Origin of the sequence: Desulfonatronovibrio hydrogenovorans DSM 9292 (assembly GCF_000686525.1) — a bacterium.
Lineage (GTDB): Bacteria > Desulfobacterota > Desulfovibrionia > Desulfovibrionales > Desulfonatronovibrionaceae > Desulfonatronovibrio > Desulfonatronovibrio hydrogenovorans.
Map to the genome: position 1 here is coordinate 46,406 of NZ_JMKT01000010.1, position 19,259 is coordinate 65,664.

Here is a 19,259-nt window from a genome sequence, read left to right on the forward strand (position 1 = left end):
ATCCTCCTGTTAATTATCTTCAGATTCCTGATCGTCTGAATCTTCATACTCATCGTAAGAACCGACAATCTCGGTTACTTCTGAGAACTTGAGCAGGCGTCCGTCAGTAAGCCTGAGATAAGGCTCTCCTCCGAAATTCTGCACTCCGGACACCCTGCCGGACACGTAGCTGTCGATCATGACCGGCTCACCATTCAGCCCTTCGGCCGCCATGTACACCAGGTAGTTACCGTCGGCCAGACTGTTTCCATTGTAGTCCTTGCCGTCCCACTTGAACTCGTAATTCCCGGCCTGCCGGCCCTGGAGTTCAACTGTCTGAACCATGTTTCCATTCTGGTCAAAAATATTAATGTACATTTTCTTGGCTGCTTCAGGCAGGGTGTAGTACATGGTGGAAACATGACTGCCGTCCTTGCTCAGTTCATATCCATAGGCCATGACTTCCCTGCCGATGAAGCCCACCGCTCCAGTCAGATCATGGACCGTGCTGTTTTCCCGGATAGCGTTCACGTCCTCGGCAATATTGGTCATCTGCTCAAGACTGGAGAACTGGGCCAGCTGAGCAACAAATTCCTTGTCATCCATGGGATTAAGGGGATCCTGATTTTCCAGCTGGGTAATCAACAGTTTCAGAAACTCCATCTTGCCCAGTTGACCATGCTTGTCTGCACTGGGAATCTTTTCCGCTTCTCTGTCCCTGTCCCATTGTCCCACCATGCTGGGAGCTGCACTGCTGGTGTACATGATTTCTCCTGTTGCCACTTACCTGTTAATTTTGTTGGTTATGATCCAGTTTCTGTGCTCTGTCCTGGCCGATCAAATACATCGGATATTTTTTGCTGCAAGATTTCCGGCTGCTGCACTTTGTTTCCTGGTTGAGCCTGAATGGTCAGGCAAAGATATCCAGGCCCCTGCCACTTAAAAAGTCATCACTGATGATTATCCCCCCATCTTCAGAAGGAGCATCCTGCCCGGCCTCCCGGTCCAGACCGCGCATCCTGGCCATTCTCACTGCCTCCCGCATCCTTTCCCTGGCCTTGTTGTGCTCTTCCTGGCCTTGCCAGGTCTGGGTCTGCCCCTCCTGGGTCTGAGTCTGGACTTCAATCTTGTTTACCCTGAGCCCCTGCTGTTCAAGACTTGCTTTGAGCCTGGCCAGGTTGTCGCTGATGATCTGGGCCACTTCAGGGCTGGTGGGCCTGATGACCGCCCGGACCTCCTTGTCTTTCATCTGCAGCAGCACCCCCACCCGTCCCAGGTCCGGAGGATCAAGCTGGAGTGAAATCTGGGTCCTGCCGGCATCCATCCTTTTGAAAATCCCGTTCTGAACCTGCTCCAGGATCTGGCGGGAAACAAATTCCCGCTGCTGGAGATGGGGGTTCTGTCTGATTGACTCCGCCGAGTTCCTGGCCCTGAAGTCTCCGGCCACTGCGCTTTTCAAGTCAGTGGAATCAGGCGATGTTCTGATTCTACTCAAAAATTTATCCCAGTTATCATCATTTTTCTGTGGCTGGCCGGATGACTCACCTTTGGTCTGGTGACTGTTCAGCCGATCAAACAAAGAACGCTCATCTCTGGAATTGCCCTGGTGGTTCCTGGAATTGTCTGACTGGTCATGAAACCTGGCCATAGTCTCATCCTGCCTGATCCGACCGCTGCCCTCTTTATTTCCATCCAGGCCCTGGCTGACGATTCCCTTGGGTGCGTTCTCTTTTTTGGCCTTGATAAAGGACAGCTCCTTGATTTTGTCCCCCTTGTCCACTGCTGGTTCCTCTCTGGAGGCGATCCTGGCTATTTCTGCCAGCAGTGAAGACAGATTGCCTGACAGGGCTGCCTTCTGACCCTGAGGTCCGGTCAGCAGCTCGTTCAGGGTACTGCCTGTGCTGCCTGATGCTTCCTTCCTGACCATGGCCAGAAAGTTGCCCATTTCAGACTTTCCCAGGTGACGACCCAGAAATGAGTTGAACTTTTCCTGCTGGTCACTGCCTATGCCCATGACCTTGAAAAGGGCCTGAGCATGCTCCCTGCTAATGCTGAATCCTCTTTCCCCGGAGGCCTGGTCAAGTCTCTGAGAGACCTGTTCCCATGCCTGGGAAAATTTTCCATTCTCAAGCTTGTGAACAAGGTTTCCGCTTTCCAGGGGATTAAATCCCAGCATGCTGAAAAAGCCCATGAGCCGACTTTTTTCATTATTGGTCAGACCAGTTGAAGTCCGGGAAAGCCTGGTAAAGTCAAGGGCTGATAAAAGCTCTTTCCAGGTCAGACCGGACTTTTCAAACCTTTTTTCCAGCTCCTTGATCTCTCCGGCACTGACTCCGTGATCACGGAGCACCTTCTTGACTGCGGCAAAATCTTCCCTGCTCAGATCATCATCCTTGAACTGGCTCTGGCCGGTCCTGGAATTACGGTTTTTGTCCAGAGAGCTTTGTTTGGCTCCTGCGCTTCTGGGACTCTGATCATCCTGACCGGATTCCACTGCGCCTTTGAACACGCTTTTGAAATCATCTGTCCAGGTCCCGTGACCAGAGCTCTTCCTGGGCCCTGTATCAAAAAAGCCCGCTGCACCGGACAAAGGATCTGTGGTGGGAAAATTTTGCATGGTTGCACTCCTCAGGGGAGTACATATCAATTCTTGTTCCAGATTGAAGAGACAGGATAAAAAAAGACCGGAAATCAGGGTCCAGGGGAAAACAGATCTGCAAGCTGAGCAGCCAGCTCAATGGACCGGGTCAGGGACTGGCTGGAATAGTCGCTGTTCTGCCACATCAGGTGGACATAGCCGGTAAACGGCCTGAAATACGGAGGAGTATCCCTCCAGAAGGTACGGTCCGGCAGGCTGCCCCGGGCCATGAGCCTTTTCAGTTCCGCCAGGAAACTTACAGCGCATCGGGAAAACCTGTCCTTTAAAAAGGGGTGGGCATCATGTATTGCCAAAGCATTTTGAAAAAGACTTTCTTGGGATTCCAGGCCGAATTGAAATTTCCAGAAACTTTGCCAGAATCCGGCCAGGTCATTGGAAAGGACATGTTTGGCCTTGACAGATTCCAGGGCGTACAGGCCTCGCTTCCGGCCGGTCCTGAACACGTTGACCCCCTTGAAATCCCTGGCTGTGGCTTTTTCCGGGCCGGAGCAGAGCATCTCCCGGACCAGAACCATAACCTGCCGGACCCGAAAGGTGCCAGCACACATCGGATCCCTCCTGGTACATTCCCAGCAGCCGGTACAGCTGACACTGGAACGCATGACCAGATGACCGGGCTGATAAGGGCCTGTCTCCCATGGATTTACCGGCCCAAGGGAGAGGTTCAGGGTCTTCAAGCCGATCCAGGCAGCCAGATGCATGGGACCGGTGTCCGGGGTAATGAGCAGGTTCAGTCCCCGGCAGACCTTTCCCAGCTGGATAAGGTTCAGCCTGCCTACAAGGCTTAAGGGTTTGACCCGGCACCGCCCGATTATTTTTCCGGCCAGGTCCTTCTCACCTGGACCGCCCAGGATCACAGGCTGGTAACCGCATCTCACAAGTTCATTACATAAAAGGGCGTAAAACTCGGTCCCAGGCCTCTTGTTGCTCTGGCTGGCTCCAATAAAAAGACCGATCCGCTGATTTCCAGCAGTGGTTTCCGGCTGATTCCACCTGGTATTGCCTATGAGCTGCCAGGGTACGACATCCAGAGCATTGAGTTCAGCCCAGTGGAACCGGTTGTAGCGGTTGTTGTGTACAATACTTGATCGGTATAGCTGCCACTGACCAGCAATCCGCAGGACCTTGCTGTCTGTCAGGTAAGGCCCGGCCAGCTCTTCTGACTTGACCTTTCCTGCCAGCCAGGCCGCTTCTGGCCGGTGACTCAGGTTGATCACCAGGCGGTAGTCCTCTTTCAGGGCAAACTCCCGTCTCTGCCAGGGGACATATAAAACCTCCGGGGACATCTCCACCAGACCTTCATAAAAGATCTTTTCCCCCACAACCTGTATCCTGTGGCCCGGATATGTCTTTTTCAGCCACAAAAAAAGGGGGAATGACATGATCAGGTCCCCCATCCTCTGCATCTGAAGAATCAGGATCGGTTTAGCCATAAATCTTCTTCATTTGAGCACACAGGGCTCGCAGCCTGTGGTCATAGGTATGCTCATCCAGAACCCTCTTCCTGGCCCTGGCAGCAACTTCATTTCTCTGGTCCGGATTTTTCAAATAATACCTGACCAGGTCACCTATTTCATCCAGTTCATGATAACAGACAACTTCCCTGCCCGGCTCCAGCAGATCCTCCAGCTGTCTGCGGTGATCAGTGATCAGAAACGACCCGCAGGCCGGGACATCAAAGACCCTCTGGTTGACTGCCCCTTTCATCTGGGCGCTGGTAGTGTTGAAATTTATCCTGGCATGGGCATAAAAGCCAGGCAGATCAGCATAGTAATTCAGTTCAGGAACGTATGCCCATTTGTCTGAGCCAATAAAAGTCTCCTTCCATCCGTCATCTCCGGCAATCAGGGGATGAAAGGGGAGGATCCGTTCCACGCACTTTTTTCTGTAGATCCTGGTGGATTCCCAGGTGACCAGTGCTTCGTAATCCAGCCTTGACTCCATGTCCGGCAGGTCCTGGAAATCCCTCCACAAAGCAGGAAACTTTTCTTCCAGCAATGAGGATACCAGATTATGCCTGCTTTGAATAAAGGCCCCTGCCACCTCCTGAAAACCGGCCCCCAGCCTTTTGCCCTGGTCGGCCTTGAGCACCCTGTCCAGTCTGGCCCTCACCTTGTGGACCATAGAATTGCCCACAAAGGATATATCCCGGGCCTGTCCCGGGAATCCGGACAGCAGCCTGCCAGGGACAAAACGTTGGGCATCAGTGGCCAGGGGCAGATAATGCACCCTGTTAAACCCCCTTGCACTCAGGCTTGGCAAGTTGTCTGAGTCCCAGGTGAAGATTGTGCACAACGGGCTGGCCAGATTCTGGTAGCGGTAGAGGATCAGGTGGGGATTGTCCACAAACCAGGATGCCAGAGGCAGCTCCATTTTTTCCAGCAGGTCCACCAGGACCCCCTCCCTGTCCAGCCCCATGTGGTTGATGGTGAAGACAAAATCAGGCCGGAATTCCAGTACGGCCTGCAAAAAGTCCCGGACAAAATCTTCCCTGCCCATTTCCTTGTCCTGAAGATCAAGAAGGCGGTGGGGAACATCCAGGCGCTGGCAGGCGGCAATGATCTCCCCCATGAGAAAGTAGTCAGTGGTGATCAGGAGTATCCTGGGGTTATCAGCCTTGAATTTTGAATATCTGGACCTGGCCCAGAAGTCGTACTTTGCTCCTGTTTTGAGGGCTGTATCCAGTTCCTTGTAATAGCTTCGATCCAGGCGCAAGTAGGAGGGAAGGGACAAGCTCAGGAAAGGACGTCCCTGGTTTTGCATCTGCCATCTGGTCAGGACGGTCAGAGCGTCCGTGGAAGAGCCGGAATGAATCAAAAGGACCCGGTCCCTGAATTTTGCAAGGACCTGGTCGGTGCCGGTCATCTTCATGATCTGTTCTTCCTTGTCCACAACAGCCATGGGGCCTGGATGGGCTTTAAGAACCGCTTCCAGATATTGCCTGGAACCTGCCCCAACAAGGACCGGCAGCAGATCCTTTCCTTCTTCCAAAGCCTTGACAGCGCTGTCTGTCAGCCGGTGGCCAAAACGGCCCATGAGCCTGAATGTCCGGTTGCAGGCTGATATCTCCACATCCTCGACCTGTTCAGATCTTTGGACTGGGGACAGGGAATAGCTTATTTCAGCACTCACTGCGGACAATCCTGAAATAATCAGCCAGATTGACCAGCTTCAAAGTCTTAAGGACCTGGTCCGAGGGATTCTCCAGGACAAAGCCCCTGTTCATCTGGCAGGCCCTGTTGTTCATGGCGGTCAAGAATCCGATGCCTGAACTGTCCATAAACCTGACTCCAGAAAGATCAACCACCAGACTGTGCCAGTCCCGCATGAACACATTATTGAACAGTGTCTTTAACTCGGCAATGATCTCCAGGGTGATCTCCCCTTCCACAAAAATCTTTACCAGCCCATCCTCATTAATCAGACGCACTCTTTCCATTGATCCCTTCTTATTGTCTTTTTAAAGCAGAGAATATTGGACCCGTCCTTTCGCTCATAGCTGAAACCGCTGGCCACCCTGCGGATTATATATATCCCCCTTCCTGAATGAGAATCCTTGCCAGGCAGATCCAGGGGACAGGAAAACTCAACCCCCTGGTCAACCAGTTGAAAGCTGATTTCCCTGTTCAGGCTGACCGTCATCCGGATCCAGACCGGCCCTGAGCCACCGGGATAAGCGTGCAGGGCAACATTGGAGCAGGCCTCGGTCAGGGCCAGCTCGATGTCGTGCAGCACATCATCAGTTATCAGTTCCCTGAGAAAGTTGACCATGCCCCGGGTGATCATCCTTGCCCTGCATGGAGAGATGGTTGTCTTCAAGGTCAGGTCAAGCATGGGGCGTCACAGGGCAGAGGTTTGAACCACCAGGGCGGTCAGGTCATCCCGGAAAGCCGGGGGCATTTCAGGAATGGATTCCAGATGCGTCTTTAATCGCTGCAGGCAGAAATCATCTTCAGCCATCATGTTCCCGGCCAGGTCCAGGAACCTGGGCAGCCCCAAGAATTCATTCGGTTCCACTTCCCACTCATAAAATCCGTCAGTGAAAAGCATAATCTTGATCCAGTCGGAATAGGCAATCTTCACCGGCTGCAGGTCCAGTTTAAAGAAGCCCAGAGGTCTGGCAGTGGGCGGAGAAGCAAAGAATACCTGGTGGTCAATGCAGAACAGCCCGGGGCAATGTCCAGCATTTATAAAAAGTACGCTCTTCTCCTGAAGATTAAGATCACAGGCCGCCAGGGTGACAAAGTCCATTTCATCTCCCACGCTTCCGCACAGGTCTTCATTGATAAAAGTGATGACCTGGTCCAGGGACAGATGGTGCCGCCTGGATACCTGAAAAATCGTGCGCACCGTGTTCATGATAAAGGCAGCCCTGGCCCCGTGCCCTGAGACATCGGCCACCACAAACCGCAGCACATGATCATTTACCGCAAAATAATCAAAGTAATCACCACTTGCCCTTCCAGAAGGATGGTAAAGCCAGTCCAGGTTGATTCCAGGGATAACCGGATGTTCCCTGGGCAGAAGACGGTTCTGCAGATCAGCAACAGTATCCATTTCCGAAGATATGCGCCTGTAAGCCAGATGAAGCTGATGGACCAGACTGATCTGCCTTCTGGCCACCTCCAGCCGGGCCAGAAGTTCCTCCCGGACCAGAGTCTTCAGGATATAGTCATTGGCTCCGCAGTTAAGGGCCCTGATCATGAGTTCATTAGATGCCTGTCCGGACAGGACAAGAATGAACACATCATTGTCATTGGCTTGACTTCTGATGTATCTTATAGCCCCCAGGGATTCAGCTGCGTCTCGGCTTACATCCATAAGGACTATCTGAGGAGAAAAGGAAAGGTATCTGTCGATGAGACGATTCCGGTCAGAACAGGTTTCAACAATATAGTCGCTTCCCAGCAGGCTGACCAGAAACCTTCTGTACTCTTCTGAATTTTCCGCAATAAGAATTCTGATACCGTCCATAAGTCAATCCAGTCTGATCAGCAGAAAAAATCATCACTGTCCAGCATGATCGTCACTGGACCGAAATTGTTCAGTTCAACTTCCATTTCAGCCCCGAATACTCCAAGCGCAACCCCTGGCCCTTCCCGGGCAAGATCAGCTGCAAATCTTTCAAATAGATCCCTGGCCACGTCATAAGGCGCTGAGCCGGAAAATCCTGGTCTGCGCCCCTTCCGGCAGTCAGCGTACAAGGTGAACTGAGGTATGAGCAGTATCCGGCCCTGGACATCCTTCAGACTCAGGTTGAGATTTCCCAGGTCATCAGAAAATACCCTCAGCCTTGGAAGCTTGGCTATGATGGTCTTCCAGGGCCTTTGCCCCGGAAGGTCAGTATCCCGGGCTGAAAAGCCGATTAGAACCATGAGCCCGTTTTCAATCTCCCCGGCAACCAGACTGTCAACCTTGACCCTGGCCCATTTCACCCTTTGCACAAGAAGTCTCATAATCCTGACATGACCCCTTTAAACCTTGAGGCGGCAATACACCGCCCTGTTTCAACTGATCTGGACCTGCTGGTGCCTCCAGTCAGTACTGGTCAATCTTCCCGGTAACAGTGCTCCTCTCTGGGGAATCCTCCTGATCGGACATCCTGGACGTAATCCGTCAGGGCCTTTTTGATAATCACGGAAAGATCAGCATACTTTTTCACAAACCTGGGAGTGAATTCATCATTCATGCCAAGCAGATCGTTAATGACCAGGACCTGTCCATCGCACTCAGGCCCGGCCCCGATCCCTATGGTGGGAATGTTCAGTTTTTTTGTAATTCTTCCTGCCAGACCCGGAGGAATCGCCTCCAGAACCAGGCAAAAACATCCTGCTTGTTCCAACTGACCAGCCTGCTCAGCAATCAGTTCTCCCGACTTTCCCCGTCCCTGAACCTTGAAACCGCCGAACATGGCCACATGCTGCGGGGTCAATCCCAGGTGTCCCATGACCGGTATTCCGGATTCCACCATGGCCCGGATCTGAGGCACTATAGCGGCCCCGCCTTCCACCTTGACTGCCCCGGCCAGGGATTCCTTCATGAACCGGCCTGCATTGTAAACGGCCCGGCCTACCCCGGTCTGATAGGACATGAACGGCATGTCAGCCACCACCAGGGCCTTGTCTACTCCCCTGGCCACGGCCCGGGTATGGTGGAGCATATCCTGCATGGTCACCGGCAGAGTGCTGTCGTAGCCAAGACTTACCATGCCCAGAGAATCACCCACCAGAATCATGTCCAGTCCGCACTGATCTGCCAGTCTGGCCATGGAATAGTCATAAGCCGTGACCATGGCCAGCTTGTTTTGTCCCTTTGCCCTTAACACATCCGGTACAGTTGTCTTGTTCATTGCTTACCCGCTTGCTATCTAAACTGACTCTACTTTATAAAACTACACCAAGTTCGGCAACAATTTAATCCTGCCAGCCGGCTGGCCCGACACCATTGCTGAAATTCATGTCTCTGCCTGCAGGATCAAAGCAAACCCTGTTTTCACACAAAACCATCTGCCAGCAACCTGTTGACAAAGGATCATGGCAGCAGCATAAAATGATTACAAGAATAAAGTCATCTGATTACAGCCGTACTGCCATGAATTATTTAAAACAAATTGCTTTTACAGCTGCTGCTGTCCTGGTCACGGGGTTAATAGTGGGCATGCTGTCCGGGTGTCAGGATGATCAGTCATCCCGGGATTCCGGCATTGCTGACCCGTTTCCCGTAACCAGTCCAGCAGCATATCCGGACAGGACCAGGATCGTCCTGACCGGTCTGGTCGAGCCTGTTCAGGAGATCAGGGTCCATGCTCCGGTCCCGGCCAGGATCGAATACGTATCACCCAGACTGGACCAGGGTGAAATCATTGCCGCCCAGGAGGAAATAATCATCTTGGACAGTCAGGCCCAAAGATCAGCCTTTAAATCAGCCCAAAACCGGGTCCTGAGAGCTGAACAGCAGCTGGCCCTGCTGGAACATGCGGTTCTTGACGACCACCAGGACTGGAAGCTTTTCCAGACCAGGAGATATACTGAACCGGACCCCTTGCTTGTTTACGCCCCGCAACTGGAAAAGGCCAGACAGGAAATGACCAAGGCCCGGAATGAACTGACCAGGGCACGCAGGGAACTGGACGGAACTGTGATCAGATTTCCCTTTCCCTGCCTGGTTGTCTCCAGCCGGGTTTCTGCCGGAGAGCAGGTTACCCCTGACCAGAGTCTGGCTGTCTTGATACCCCTGGACCGGGCCAGAATCATGGCCCATATCCCTTCTGCCTCAGCAGGATGGCTGAACATTTCCGAAATCAACGACCAAAGTAATGCTCCCCGGGTCAAAATCAGGCTCATGGGCGACCATGTCCAGCGCTTTCGCGCCGGCAAAGTCACCAGAACAATTGAACGGCTGGATCCGGAAACCGGAATGACGGGCATAGTTGTTGAGTTCATCGACCCTTACGGGTTTGATGATCATCCAGGTGACAGATTCAGGATTCCTCTAGGTTCGGTGGTTGAACTGGAAATCACCAGCCAGGCTCCTTAAGCGTTTTAAATAGGCCATTTCCACCGTTGCACAGGATTAAAGGCCTGCACTGTTTAAAGAGGCTAACAGAAACTTTACCCAGTCATCCAGAAAATCAGCGGATAATTCAAATGACCAGCCTTGAAGGCCGAACCACTCTCCTGTTCAAGACCAGAACAGCACCCGGATTCACCCCGGACTCAATCACCCTGGAGGATGACCAGGAACGCCCCGGCAAAGGTCAAATCATCTGCAGCCTCTGCAGGGCCATCATTACAGAGGATGTTTACGCCGTAAACATCAACGGCAGCCATGCTCATGTCTTTGTCAATCCTCAGGGTCTGGTCTTTGAGGTGGGCTGCTTCTCCAAAGCAGAAAATATCACCGGGCTGGGTCCGGTAACTGAAGAGTTCACATGGTTTCCCGGCTACTTCTGGCAGACAGCCCTGTGTACTGCCTGCCGGACTCAGCTGGGATGGATCTATTCCGGATCTGAGTCTGGAGCCGTTTCTTTCTTCGGGTTCATCCTGGACCGTCTGATCCGGGAGTAGCTGCTAACCCTGAAACGGTTCCTTATTTTTCACCCAAAAGGACCAGGGGATCAACCGCCTCCCCCAGGATATAGACCCCCAAATGCAGATGCGGTCCAGTGGCCCTGCCGGTCATGCCCACCAGGCCGACCTGATCTCCCCTGGAAATAAATTCTTTCTCATTTACCTGGATTTCACTCAGGTGCATATAAACCGTCTGAAACCCGAGACCATGATCAATAATCACGGTCTTTCCTCCGTAATAAAAATCCCCGGTTAAAATCACCTGCCCGGTCTCCATGGCTGCCACTGGTACCCCTTCTGCCCCGCGCAGGTCCACGCCGCGATGGGGTGCCCGGGGCTGGTCATTTAAGAACCGGCGCACTCCAAAAGGCGAACTCACGCTTCCGGGAACCGGACGGACAAAGGAATCAGACCAGAACCGGTCAAGGCTGAAGGTGTTCACTGCTGCCAGGGTCTTTTCCCTCTCCCTGGCTATCCTGTCCAGGACTTCTGCGGGTGGAGTGACCATGGACTCGGGCAGACTGAGACGCTGAACCGGGTAATCTTTTTCAACTATTCTTATCTGCTTCTGCCTGTCCAGGCGCGAACCATTGATTTCAAAAGCAAGGCTCAGGGGATAACTTCCCTTATGATCCAGCCCGGCCCCCAGCAGGATGGCCTGGGTACCAGGCAGCTCTACGGGATAGTCCCGGGTCTTGTTCATCCAGGAGACCGATATTCTTTCAGGCTGGCGGTCCCAGCTGATTTCAACCAGAAAAGGCTCACCCTGCCCTACCTGCTCGGGAATTGATATGGAGACCGCATGGGCCGGAAGAGACCACAACATCAATATCAGACTGATCAATAATATCCTTCTCACACCTTCCTCCTGAAATTCTTTTTTACGGATCATCCGGCAGGTTCAGCAGTCCTGCCCGGACTGAACATGTATTTGACGGCCAGTACGCTTCAAGATATTTTTTTCACCCGGACATTACCAGCCCAGGACCTTTCAGCTAACACTTTCACTGGGAAATATGACTAAAGATGAAGCAACCCGGCTTCCCTCAAAACAGCTGCCGCAAATGCGGAACATGCTGCCGAAAAAACGGACCTGTGCTCCACATGCAGGATCTGGGACTTGTTACTGAAAAAATCCTCCTGCCTGAGAACCTTGTTCTCCTGCGCAAGGGTGAACCAGCCCTGGACAATATTCTGGGAAGACCGGTCCTGCTGGACAGAGAGCTTATCAAGGTCAAGGGGAAAAGGCCCGGGACCTGGTCCTGCATCTTTCACCATCAGGCCACGAACCTCTGCACCATCCACGACCGCAGACCAGCTCAATGCAGGCTCCTTGAGTGCTGGAACACCGGCAAAATAACCCAATCCTACAATCAGAACACCCTTTCCAGAACAAATATCTTCAAAAAGGGGACCGCCCTGGAAGAGCTGATCCAAATCCATGAAAACCAGTGTCCGGTGAACTTGCTGGTGGACCTGCTCAAAGAGGATAAACATTTCCCCGGCAAGGCCGGACATGAGATCAAACTGATCTTATCCCGGGACCAGCAGTTCAGAAACTCATTCATGGAAAAAACCGGAGCAGGGCCACCAGTACTCGACTACTACTTTGGCCGTCCTCTGACAGAGCTGGTCATCCCGGTTAAGACCTTCCTGGAGCATCACTGATCCTGGATGGATCCGGCATCATTCTCCAGAAGCTTTTCCGACCTTTCCAGGGCCTGATCAGCAACTATCCGGGCGGCTTCAGCCAGGGCCTGGATGGACTCGCCTGAAAATCCGTCAACCTCCATCCGCCGGTAAATCCACTGAACCTCATAGACATGGTCATGCCCGGCCTGACGCATTTCAGAATCAGCCACCCTGGAAATGATCTTTTCCCTGATGTTTTCCCTCTGCATGATCAGGGACTTGATTTCATTGCCAAGTCTTTCTCTTTCAGAGGCATTCGAGTCTTCATCCAGTTGCCAGTACTTGAAATAGGTGTCCCGCAGTTCATCCACCACCAGCAGATAGTCCCCTACCAGATCCAGGGTTCCCGGATCAGCAGCGGTCCGTTCAAAGACCTCTGATAACTGGTTCAGTCTTTCAGCCAGCAATCTGAACAGCTCTGCTGTTTCATACCTGGTCAAAACCCTTTCCTGCGGCTGGGCAGGGGAAGGAATGGTCCTGATCCTGGTCTGGGCAAGGTCTTGAATACGGTCCAGGAGCCTGGGACCGTAAAATGAGGTTGCTGATCTGATCACCACAGGCTGCAGCAGATGCCCCAGGACCTCCTGTCTGCCCCTGAGGATATCTTCCTGATCCACCCTGAAGCCGGTAAGATCAACAGCATAATTCATGTTCACCTGCTTAAAGGTCAGAGCAAATCTGCCAGGTCCTCCTGCAGGACCTGCCGGAATATAGGCGTTGAAAATCTTCTCAGCCAGCCTGCCTGAAAAGTCATCAGAAATCATCTCATCGGCCAGGTAGATATCTTCATCCTCAGCCACGGGCCTGGAATCAGCCTCGTCTGTTTCAGGCTGAACACCATCGCCCACCCTGAGATCTTCAAAACGGGTTGTAAAGTCTATCCTCCTGGTCTCCTCAGGCTGTTCCTCTTCAGGAGAAGGTTTTGGACCGGCAAAGTGAAAAAACCACAGGCCCCCGGCCAGCAAAAGACCAAGCAATCCTGCTCCAAGGACAACAATCATTTTTTTAGACATGGTTCACCCCTTGAGCCTTGAATTCTAATTCCAGTCCACCGGGATTCTGACTTTCCGTCCGGACCTGTTCTGAAAAACAAGATGACCCTGTTCCCGACCAAATTGATACAAATCCCTGGTAATGGCCACATCCTGTCGGCAATACTCAATTATTTTGTCCATTTTACCCTGCTTCCACCACTTAAGGGCCAGCAAGCCGCTGGCTGACTTGTTTACCCCCAGGGTGTGCCCAGCCAGGTGGTCCAGGGAAAGTCGGTGACCCAGCCTTTTTTCCACGTCAGCCAGGATATCAAGGGTTGGCAGATCGTGAAAGTTGAAACCTGACTGTCCTTTCAGAACCCGGTAATCAAACCGGATGAGATTGAAGCCCACCACCAGGTCGAAACTGCTCAGATATTTTCCCAGATCATCGGTCTGTTCCTGAAAAAAAGTCAAGAACTCATTGGAGCTGGAATCATAAACAACTGAACAGCTCACTCCCATGAGATGGCTGTTGCCCCATCCCCCTACCTCCTGGGCAGAAAGCCTGGTTTCAATATCAAGTACTGCAAAATTCTTCATCCGGCTCTTTTCCTTGCTTTTATCTTTTTCCAGCCGGGCAGACCCGGCTGGACAGGATACAGGCTGTACTTTTTTCCCGGCCAGCTCCCTCAGCATGACCATGGCTGCTTCCTTATCCAGGGGTCTGTTCCCGGATCCGCATTTGGGAGAATGAACACAGGCCGGACAGCCATTTTCACACGGACAGCCGGAAATGACCCTCACAGCCCTGTCCAGGAGCTGGTCCATAAGGGTGAAGGCCTGGGAGCAAAGCCCTATGCCGCCCGGGATTCCATCATAAATGAAAATCGCACCAGTGCCCAGCTGTTCATGGGCCGGAGTGGATATCCCCCCCAGATCATTACGATCAGTGAGGATCAGCAAGGGCAGGCACCCAATGAGACAATGCTCCACAGCATGAATCCCCCCCATAAAGTGCATCATCTTTTTTTCTATCTGCTTGTGCAGATCAGGGTCTATGGTCAGCCAGATTCCCTGAGTCTCAAAGATCACCGGGGGGAGATCCAGGGGTACACTCCCTATCCTTCTCTGCCCTTTGACCTGCCTCTTTTCATAACCCACCACCTGTTCGGTAACCTTCAGTTTTCCCAGGCAGACCTTCCCTGCTCCAGTGACCCCGGATTGAAGTGTTTCAACAATCTCGGTCTGCTTCTGGGTACAAGCCCGGGTATAGTAACTGAGCCTGGTTTCAGCTGCAAAAACAGACCTGGTTTCCAGACTGAGTTCATGGACCAGGTATGTTTTGCCCAGATGCAGATAAACTGCTCCAGGGTGTGTTTCATAAAATACCCTGGCCTGGTCAATATCCCCCAGGAACTCCCCGGTGATCTGGTCAAAAATACTGTAATTACCACCTGATCCCCGCAGATCAACATCCTTGTGAGGATACTTCTCCAGGGTATAATAGTAATCACCCCTGCCTGCTGGAATCAGTCTCCCCTGCTTTGCAAGATCGCAGACACTTTTTTGAGCCTGGTGCTCCAGAAACTTTTCTTCAGTCTGCAGAGGAAGATCTGCAGCCGCACACACCAGGTGGTTTGACATGATTCGGGGATTGTAAGGATCAATTACTGCGCTTTCAGGTTCCATGGAAAAAAACTCCTGGGGATGACGCAGAAAGTACTGGTCCAGGGCATCCTCATGCCCGATGAGCATCACGGCACTGTCCCGACCGCTCCGGCCCACCCGTCCGGCCCGCTGCCTCGTGGCCATGACCGATCCCGGATATCCCACCAGCAGACATAAATCCAGGTGACCAATATCTATGCCGAGCTCCAGGGCACTGGTTGATACCACGGCCAGAAGCCTGCCAGAGGATAGCCCGGCCTCGATTTCCCGGCGCTGCTCAGGCAGGAACCCGGCCCTGTAAGCGCTTATTCTGTTTTTAAACGGCCCGGCCTTTTCAGCACACCACATGGCAATGAGTTCGGTCATCTTTCTGGACTGGGTATAGACTATGGTCCTGAGCCCTGCTTCCAGGGCTCTGCCCAGAAGCCTTATTGCTGCTCCAGCTGCTCCCTGCATCAAAGGATCAACCAGAAGCAGGTGTTTTTTTCCCTGAGGCGCCCTGCTTTTAGTCAGACTGGTGCAATCCATTCCAGTCAGCTGTGAGGTGAACTGAACCGGATTTCTGATGGTGGCTGAACTGAAAATAAAGACCGGCTCCCGGCCGTAGTGAGCGCAGATCCTGGCCAGACGCCGGAATACCCAGGCCATATTGGAGCCCATAACTCCCCGGTAGGTGTGGACTTCATCCACAATCACATACTTAAGGCCGGAGAAGAAGCCCTTCCACTTCCGGTGATAAGGCAGAAAGGACCGGTGAAGCATGTCCGGATTGGTCAGGATTATCCTGGGCGGGTCCTTCTTGATCATGGACCTGACAGCATGGTCAGTATCACCGTCATACACGGCTGAAGATATATCCTGATTTTCCTTCAGACGTCCGGCCAGTTCAGCTATGAACTGATGCTGATCCTGGGTCAGGGCCTTTAAAGGAAAAAGATACAGGGCCCTGACTTCAGGGTCTTCCAGGATGGATTCAAAGACCGGAAGATTGTAGATCAGGGACTTGCCACTGGCCGTGGGCGTTGAAACAACCACGTTTTTTCCGGATCTGACCAGATTGATGGCCTCTGCCTGATGGGTGTACAAAAACCTGATCCCGCTTTTTTCCAGGGCCTGGACCAGGGAGTTATCCGTGCAGCTTAATCTGGCATATTCGCCCTTTTGAGCGGGGAAAACCTTATGACTGACAATGTTGATACCCAGGGCTTCATCCCCGGAGACCTGTCTGATAAATTTTTCTATGGACACGTAACAGCAGGCTATTTGGCCTGGATATTATACTTCTTGAGCTTATACTGCAGAAGACTCTTGGAAATACTCAGGAGTTCCGCCGCCTTGACCTGGACAAAATTGCTCCTGACCAGGGCTCTTCTGATCAGGGCCGCCTCTATCTTCTCCAGGGTTCCGGACAGCTCCAGCCTGATAGGCAGCAAATCCACCGCACTCTTGAACTGGGCTTCCTCATCCTTGATCTCACTGGGCAGATCATCAACTCCGATCAGATCCTTGGCAGCCAGGACCATGCATCTTTCCACCACGTTTTCCAGCTGGCGGACATTACCGGGCCACTCATAAGCACTCAAGTATTCCAGGGCATCAGGAGAGAATTTTTTCCTGGACTGGATGTTCTCCCCTGCTAATTTCTGCATGAAATGAGCCACCAGCAGAGGGATATCCTCCCTTCTTTCCCGCAGGGGTGAAATATTGATATTGACCACATTCAGGCGGTAGTACAGATCTTCCCTGAATTCTCCCCTGGCCACGGCCTCTTTGAGATTCTTGTTGGTGGCTGCCACCAGGCGGATATCCACGCTGATGGTTTTGCTGCCGCCCACCCGCTCAAAGGACTTTTCCTGCAGCACCCGCAGCAGTTTGACCTGAAGATCGCTGGAAAGTTCTCCGATTTCATCAAGAAACAGGGTCCCTCCGTGCGCCAGTTCAAACCGGCCTTTTTTCATGGCTGTAGCCCCGGTGAAAGAGCCTTTTTCGTGTCCGAATATCTCGCTTTCCAGGACCCCGGGACTCAGGGACATGCAGTTCACAGAAATAAACGGTCCGTCCTTGCGGGGTGAGGAATAGTGTATGGCCTTGGCCACAAGCTCCTTGCCCGTACCGGACTCCCCGGTGACCAGGACTGTGGATTTGCTGGGGGCCACCTTGGCCACCACCTGAAGAACCTCCCGCATGGGCTTGCTCTTGCCTACCAGCTTGTGCGGCCCGTGCTGCTCAGCCAGGGTCTGCCGGAGCAGGATGATCTCCTGCTCGGACCTGGAAAGCATGACTGCTTTTTTGACCGACAGCAGGAGCTCATCGTTGGCAAAAGGCTTGGAAATATAGTCAAAGGCCCCGCACTTCATGGCCTCCACTGCTCCGTCTATGCTGCCATAGGCGGTCATGATCAGGACCGGTATATGGGGATAATTCTTATTGACGTGTTCAAGTATCTCCTGTCCGGTGACTCCGGGCATCTTCATATCCGTAATCACCACATCCACTTCTGACTCATCAAGGTAGTCCAGGGCCATCTGGGAATCGTTCAATGCAGTCACATTGTATCCTTCTTCACCCAGGATGGTTTCCAGAATCAGCAGGTAATTCTTTTCGTCATCTATGACCAGAATCTGTGTACTCATTTATCTTTCCGACTATTAGACATTCACCGGCTTGGCTGCCCCATCTATTCATGTAGCTACCGGAAAAATCACCCTGACTCTGCCACCGCCGGAATCATTGTTGGACAGGACTATTCTTGCGCCGTGGTTTTTGATGATGCTGCCCACGATTGCCAGTCCGAGGCCTGTTCCGGTATCCTTGGTTGTATAAAAAGGCTCAAGATATTTGTCCAGCATGGAAGGTTCAAAACCAGGTCCTGAATCAGAAACCGTGACTTCCGGGTCTGGTCCAGGATTCATTTCCACCCTGATGGTTCCGTTATCAGGGACAGACTGCAGAGCATTGACAAAAATATTGTAAAAAGCCCTGTACAGCAGATCCTTGTCACCGGAAACCACCAGCTGCTCTGGAAAATCCTTTTCCAGGGAGACATTATGCTTCTCCACCTCTGAAGCCAGAAAAGAAAAGATTTCTTCCCAGACCCGGACCAGGTCAACCTGCTCCATTCTGGGCTGCTTGGGCCTGGCATAATCCAGAAAGTCGTTGACAATTTGACTCAGTCTTTTGGATTCATCAAAAATGGCCTCCAGCAGTCTGGCATTAGGAGATCCCTCCCTTTTAGCCCGACCATGCAGGATTTCGCTGCTGCTTCGAATGATTCCCAGAGGGTTTCTGATCTCATGGGCGATACTGGCCACCATTCGGCCCATGCTGGCCAGCTTTTCATTCTGATGCAGCTCTTTTTCAAGTCTTTCCTTTTCAGAAATCCTCTGGGCCAGGACCCGGTCCGTGCGCAGGATGATCATGTACAGCATGAAAAAAAGAACCAGGGAGGTTGTAAATGAGCCGATGATGATCAGCCACTGAAAATGAATCACTGTTTCGTAATCCGCTGTAATATCCTGGGTGAACTCCAGGATACCCATGATGGTTTCTTCCCTCAGTCCCAGGGTCCTTTCCACCCTTAATGGGTAAACCGTCCTCAGAACAATGGAATCAGGCTCCAGGGAGAACCTGAGCATTGCCATCCAGTTGGAGATCTTTTTCTGGAGCTTGAAGCTGTACTGACCATGTTCAAAAGCATTTTTGACACTGATATCCGCCAGGTCGGTCTGCCCCACCAGATCACTGTTGGTGGAATAGGAAATGGCTCCCTGGTGATCGTAAATCCTCACTTCCAGAACGTGAAAGCTGTGGGTCGTTGAGCGGATAACCTGCTCCAGGCGCTCGTACTGAGCAGGCTGTCTCAGCTCAATCCGGCCGAAGCCCAGGACCGTAGGCAAGGTAAAACGCTGGTATATCTGGTGATTAAGGTTCTCTGCCAGCAGCAGGGCAAACTCGTGATTTTTGTTGAGAATAGTTTCCCTGGCGTAATTGGCAATAAAAACTGACAAGGCCAGAATAGAGGCCAGGATCAGAACCAGGGAACTCCAGGAAAGGAATTTGACCAGCTGAAACGGACGGGCCGGATCAGGCTTGAAAAGATGCCTGAACAAATCTAACCTCTCTTCAGACCCAGCAACAGCAGGATCATAAAATTGGCCGGGCCCTGATGAGCCCCTCTGTTACTTGGCTGATCCGACAATCCATAATCCTTTCTGAACC

General features: G+C 52.3%; 17 protein-coding genes. 3 read left to right on the forward strand and 14 right to left on the reverse strand.

The window, feature by feature from the left end; translation table 11 throughout:
• Nucleotides 1-9: 9 nt before the first annotated feature.
• The 9 genes from P771_RS0107870 to panB all read right to left on the reverse strand — a co-directional run bounded on the left by P771_RS0107870 (nt 10) and on the right by panB (nt 8,987).
• The gene (locus tag P771_RS0107870) at nt 10-744 is read right to left on the reverse strand and encodes a flagellar hook assembly protein FlgD (protein WP_035244127.1); all 735 of its coding nucleotides are present in this window, start codon (nt 742-744) and stop codon (nt 10-12) included.
• Between the two features lie 145 nt (nt 745-889).
• Nucleotides 890-2,596 carry a flagellar hook-length control protein FliK gene (locus P771_RS0107875; protein WP_028574716.1) on the reverse strand — a complete coding sequence of 569 codons (1,707 nt, stop codon included), beginning with the start codon at nt 2,594-2,596 and terminating at the stop codon, nt 890-892.
• A gap of 74 nt (nt 2,597-2,670) precedes the next feature.
• On the reverse strand, nt 2,671-4,071 hold the full coding sequence (locus tag P771_RS0107880) for a glycosyltransferase family 9 protein (protein WP_028574717.1): 1,401 nt from the start codon (nt 4,069-4,071) through the stop codon (nt 2,671-2,673).
• The gene (locus tag P771_RS0107885) at nt 4,064-5,770 is read right to left on the reverse strand and encodes a CgeB family protein (RefSeq protein WP_051617203.1); all 1,707 of its coding nucleotides are present in this window, start codon (nt 5,768-5,770) and stop codon (nt 4,064-4,066) included. Before P771_RS0107885 ends, P771_RS0107880 begins: the two co-directional genes overlap by 8 nt.
• Nucleotides 5,760-6,077, reverse strand: coding sequence for an STAS domain-containing protein (locus P771_RS0107890; RefSeq protein ID WP_028574719.1), 318 nt, complete (start codon nt 6,075-6,077; stop codon nt 5,760-5,762). Before P771_RS0107890 ends, P771_RS0107885 begins: the two co-directional genes overlap by 11 nt.
• Nucleotides 6,059-6,472, reverse strand: coding sequence for an ATP-binding protein (locus P771_RS18290; RefSeq protein WP_051617204.1), 414 nt, complete (start codon nt 6,470-6,472; stop codon nt 6,059-6,061). Before P771_RS18290 ends, P771_RS0107890 begins: the two co-directional genes overlap by 19 nt.
• A gap of 6 nt (nt 6,473-6,478) precedes the next feature.
• Complete coding sequence (locus P771_RS0107900; RefSeq protein WP_028574720.1) at nt 6,479-7,612, reverse strand: PP2C family protein-serine/threonine phosphatase; 1,134 nt, start codon at nt 7,610-7,612, stop codon at nt 6,479-6,481.
• 17 nt (nt 7,613-7,629) lie between these two features.
• Complete coding sequence (dtd, locus tag P771_RS0107905; protein WP_337833572.1) at nt 7,630-8,082, reverse strand: D-aminoacyl-tRNA deacylase; 453 nt, start codon at nt 8,080-8,082, stop codon at nt 7,630-7,632.
• Nucleotides 8,083-8,186: 104 nt separating this feature from the next.
• Nucleotides 8,187-8,987 (reverse strand): 3-methyl-2-oxobutanoate hydroxymethyltransferase, encoded by an 801-nt coding sequence (gene panB, locus P771_RS0107910; RefSeq protein ID WP_028574722.1) that lies wholly within the window; start codon nt 8,985-8,987, stop codon nt 8,187-8,189.
• 200 nt (nt 8,988-9,187) lie between these two features.
• On the opposite strand from panB, the gene P771_RS0107915 reads away from it, so the two are divergent.
• Both P771_RS0107915 and P771_RS0107920 read left to right on the forward strand, forming a co-directional pair.
• Entirely contained in the window at nt 9,188-10,174 is a 987-nt protein-coding gene (locus P771_RS0107915) for an efflux RND transporter periplasmic adaptor subunit (RefSeq protein ID WP_161635953.1), read from the forward strand.
• A gap of 110 nt (nt 10,175-10,284) precedes the next feature.
• Nucleotides 10,285-10,704 carry a cereblon family protein gene (locus P771_RS0107920; protein ID WP_051617205.1) on the forward strand — a complete coding sequence of 140 codons (420 nt, stop codon included), beginning with the start codon at nt 10,285-10,287 and terminating at the stop codon, nt 10,702-10,704.
• Nucleotides 10,705-10,726: 22 nt separating this feature from the next.
• Here the strand turns inward: P771_RS0107920 and P771_RS0107925 are convergent, their stop codons facing one another.
• Nucleotides 10,727-11,566, reverse strand: a complete 840-nt coding sequence (locus tag P771_RS0107925) for a M23 family metallopeptidase (RefSeq protein WP_161635954.1) — start codon at nt 11,564-11,566, stop codon at nt 10,727-10,729.
• A gap of 167 nt (nt 11,567-11,733) precedes the next feature.
• Here P771_RS0107925 and P771_RS18295 point away from each other — a divergent pair, with 167 nt between their 5' ends.
• The gene (locus tag P771_RS18295; RefSeq protein WP_084301766.1) at nt 11,734-12,375 is read left to right on the forward strand and encodes a YkgJ family cysteine cluster protein; all 642 of its coding nucleotides are present in this window, start codon (nt 11,734-11,736) and stop codon (nt 12,373-12,375) included.
• Here the strand turns inward: P771_RS18295 and P771_RS0107935 are convergent.
• The 4 genes from P771_RS0107935 to P771_RS0107950 are packed head-to-tail and all read right to left on the reverse strand — an operon-like array spanning nt 12,369 to nt 19,150.
• The gene (locus tag P771_RS0107935) at nt 12,369-13,412 is read right to left on the reverse strand and encodes a hypothetical protein (RefSeq protein ID WP_028574726.1); all 1,044 of its coding nucleotides are present in this window, start codon (nt 13,410-13,412) and stop codon (nt 12,369-12,371) included. The genes P771_RS18295 and P771_RS0107935 overlap by 7 nt on opposite strands.
• Before the next feature lie 24 nt (nt 13,413-13,436).
• Nucleotides 13,437-16,289: a DEAD/DEAH box helicase gene (locus P771_RS0107940; protein WP_035244133.1), complete on the reverse strand. Its 2,853-nt coding sequence runs from the start codon at nt 16,287-16,289 to the stop codon at nt 13,437-13,439.
• 11 nt (nt 16,290-16,300) lie between these two features.
• Nucleotides 16,301-17,674, reverse strand: coding sequence for a sigma-54-dependent transcriptional regulator (locus P771_RS0107945; protein WP_028574728.1), 1,374 nt, complete (start codon nt 17,672-17,674; stop codon nt 16,301-16,303).
• Between the two features lie 48 nt (nt 17,675-17,722).
• Nucleotides 17,723-19,150 carry an ATP-binding protein gene (locus tag P771_RS0107950; RefSeq protein ID WP_028574729.1) on the reverse strand — a complete coding sequence of 476 codons (1,428 nt, stop codon included), beginning with the start codon at nt 19,148-19,150 and terminating at the stop codon, nt 17,723-17,725.
• Between the last annotated feature and the right edge of the window lie 109 nt (nt 19,151-19,259).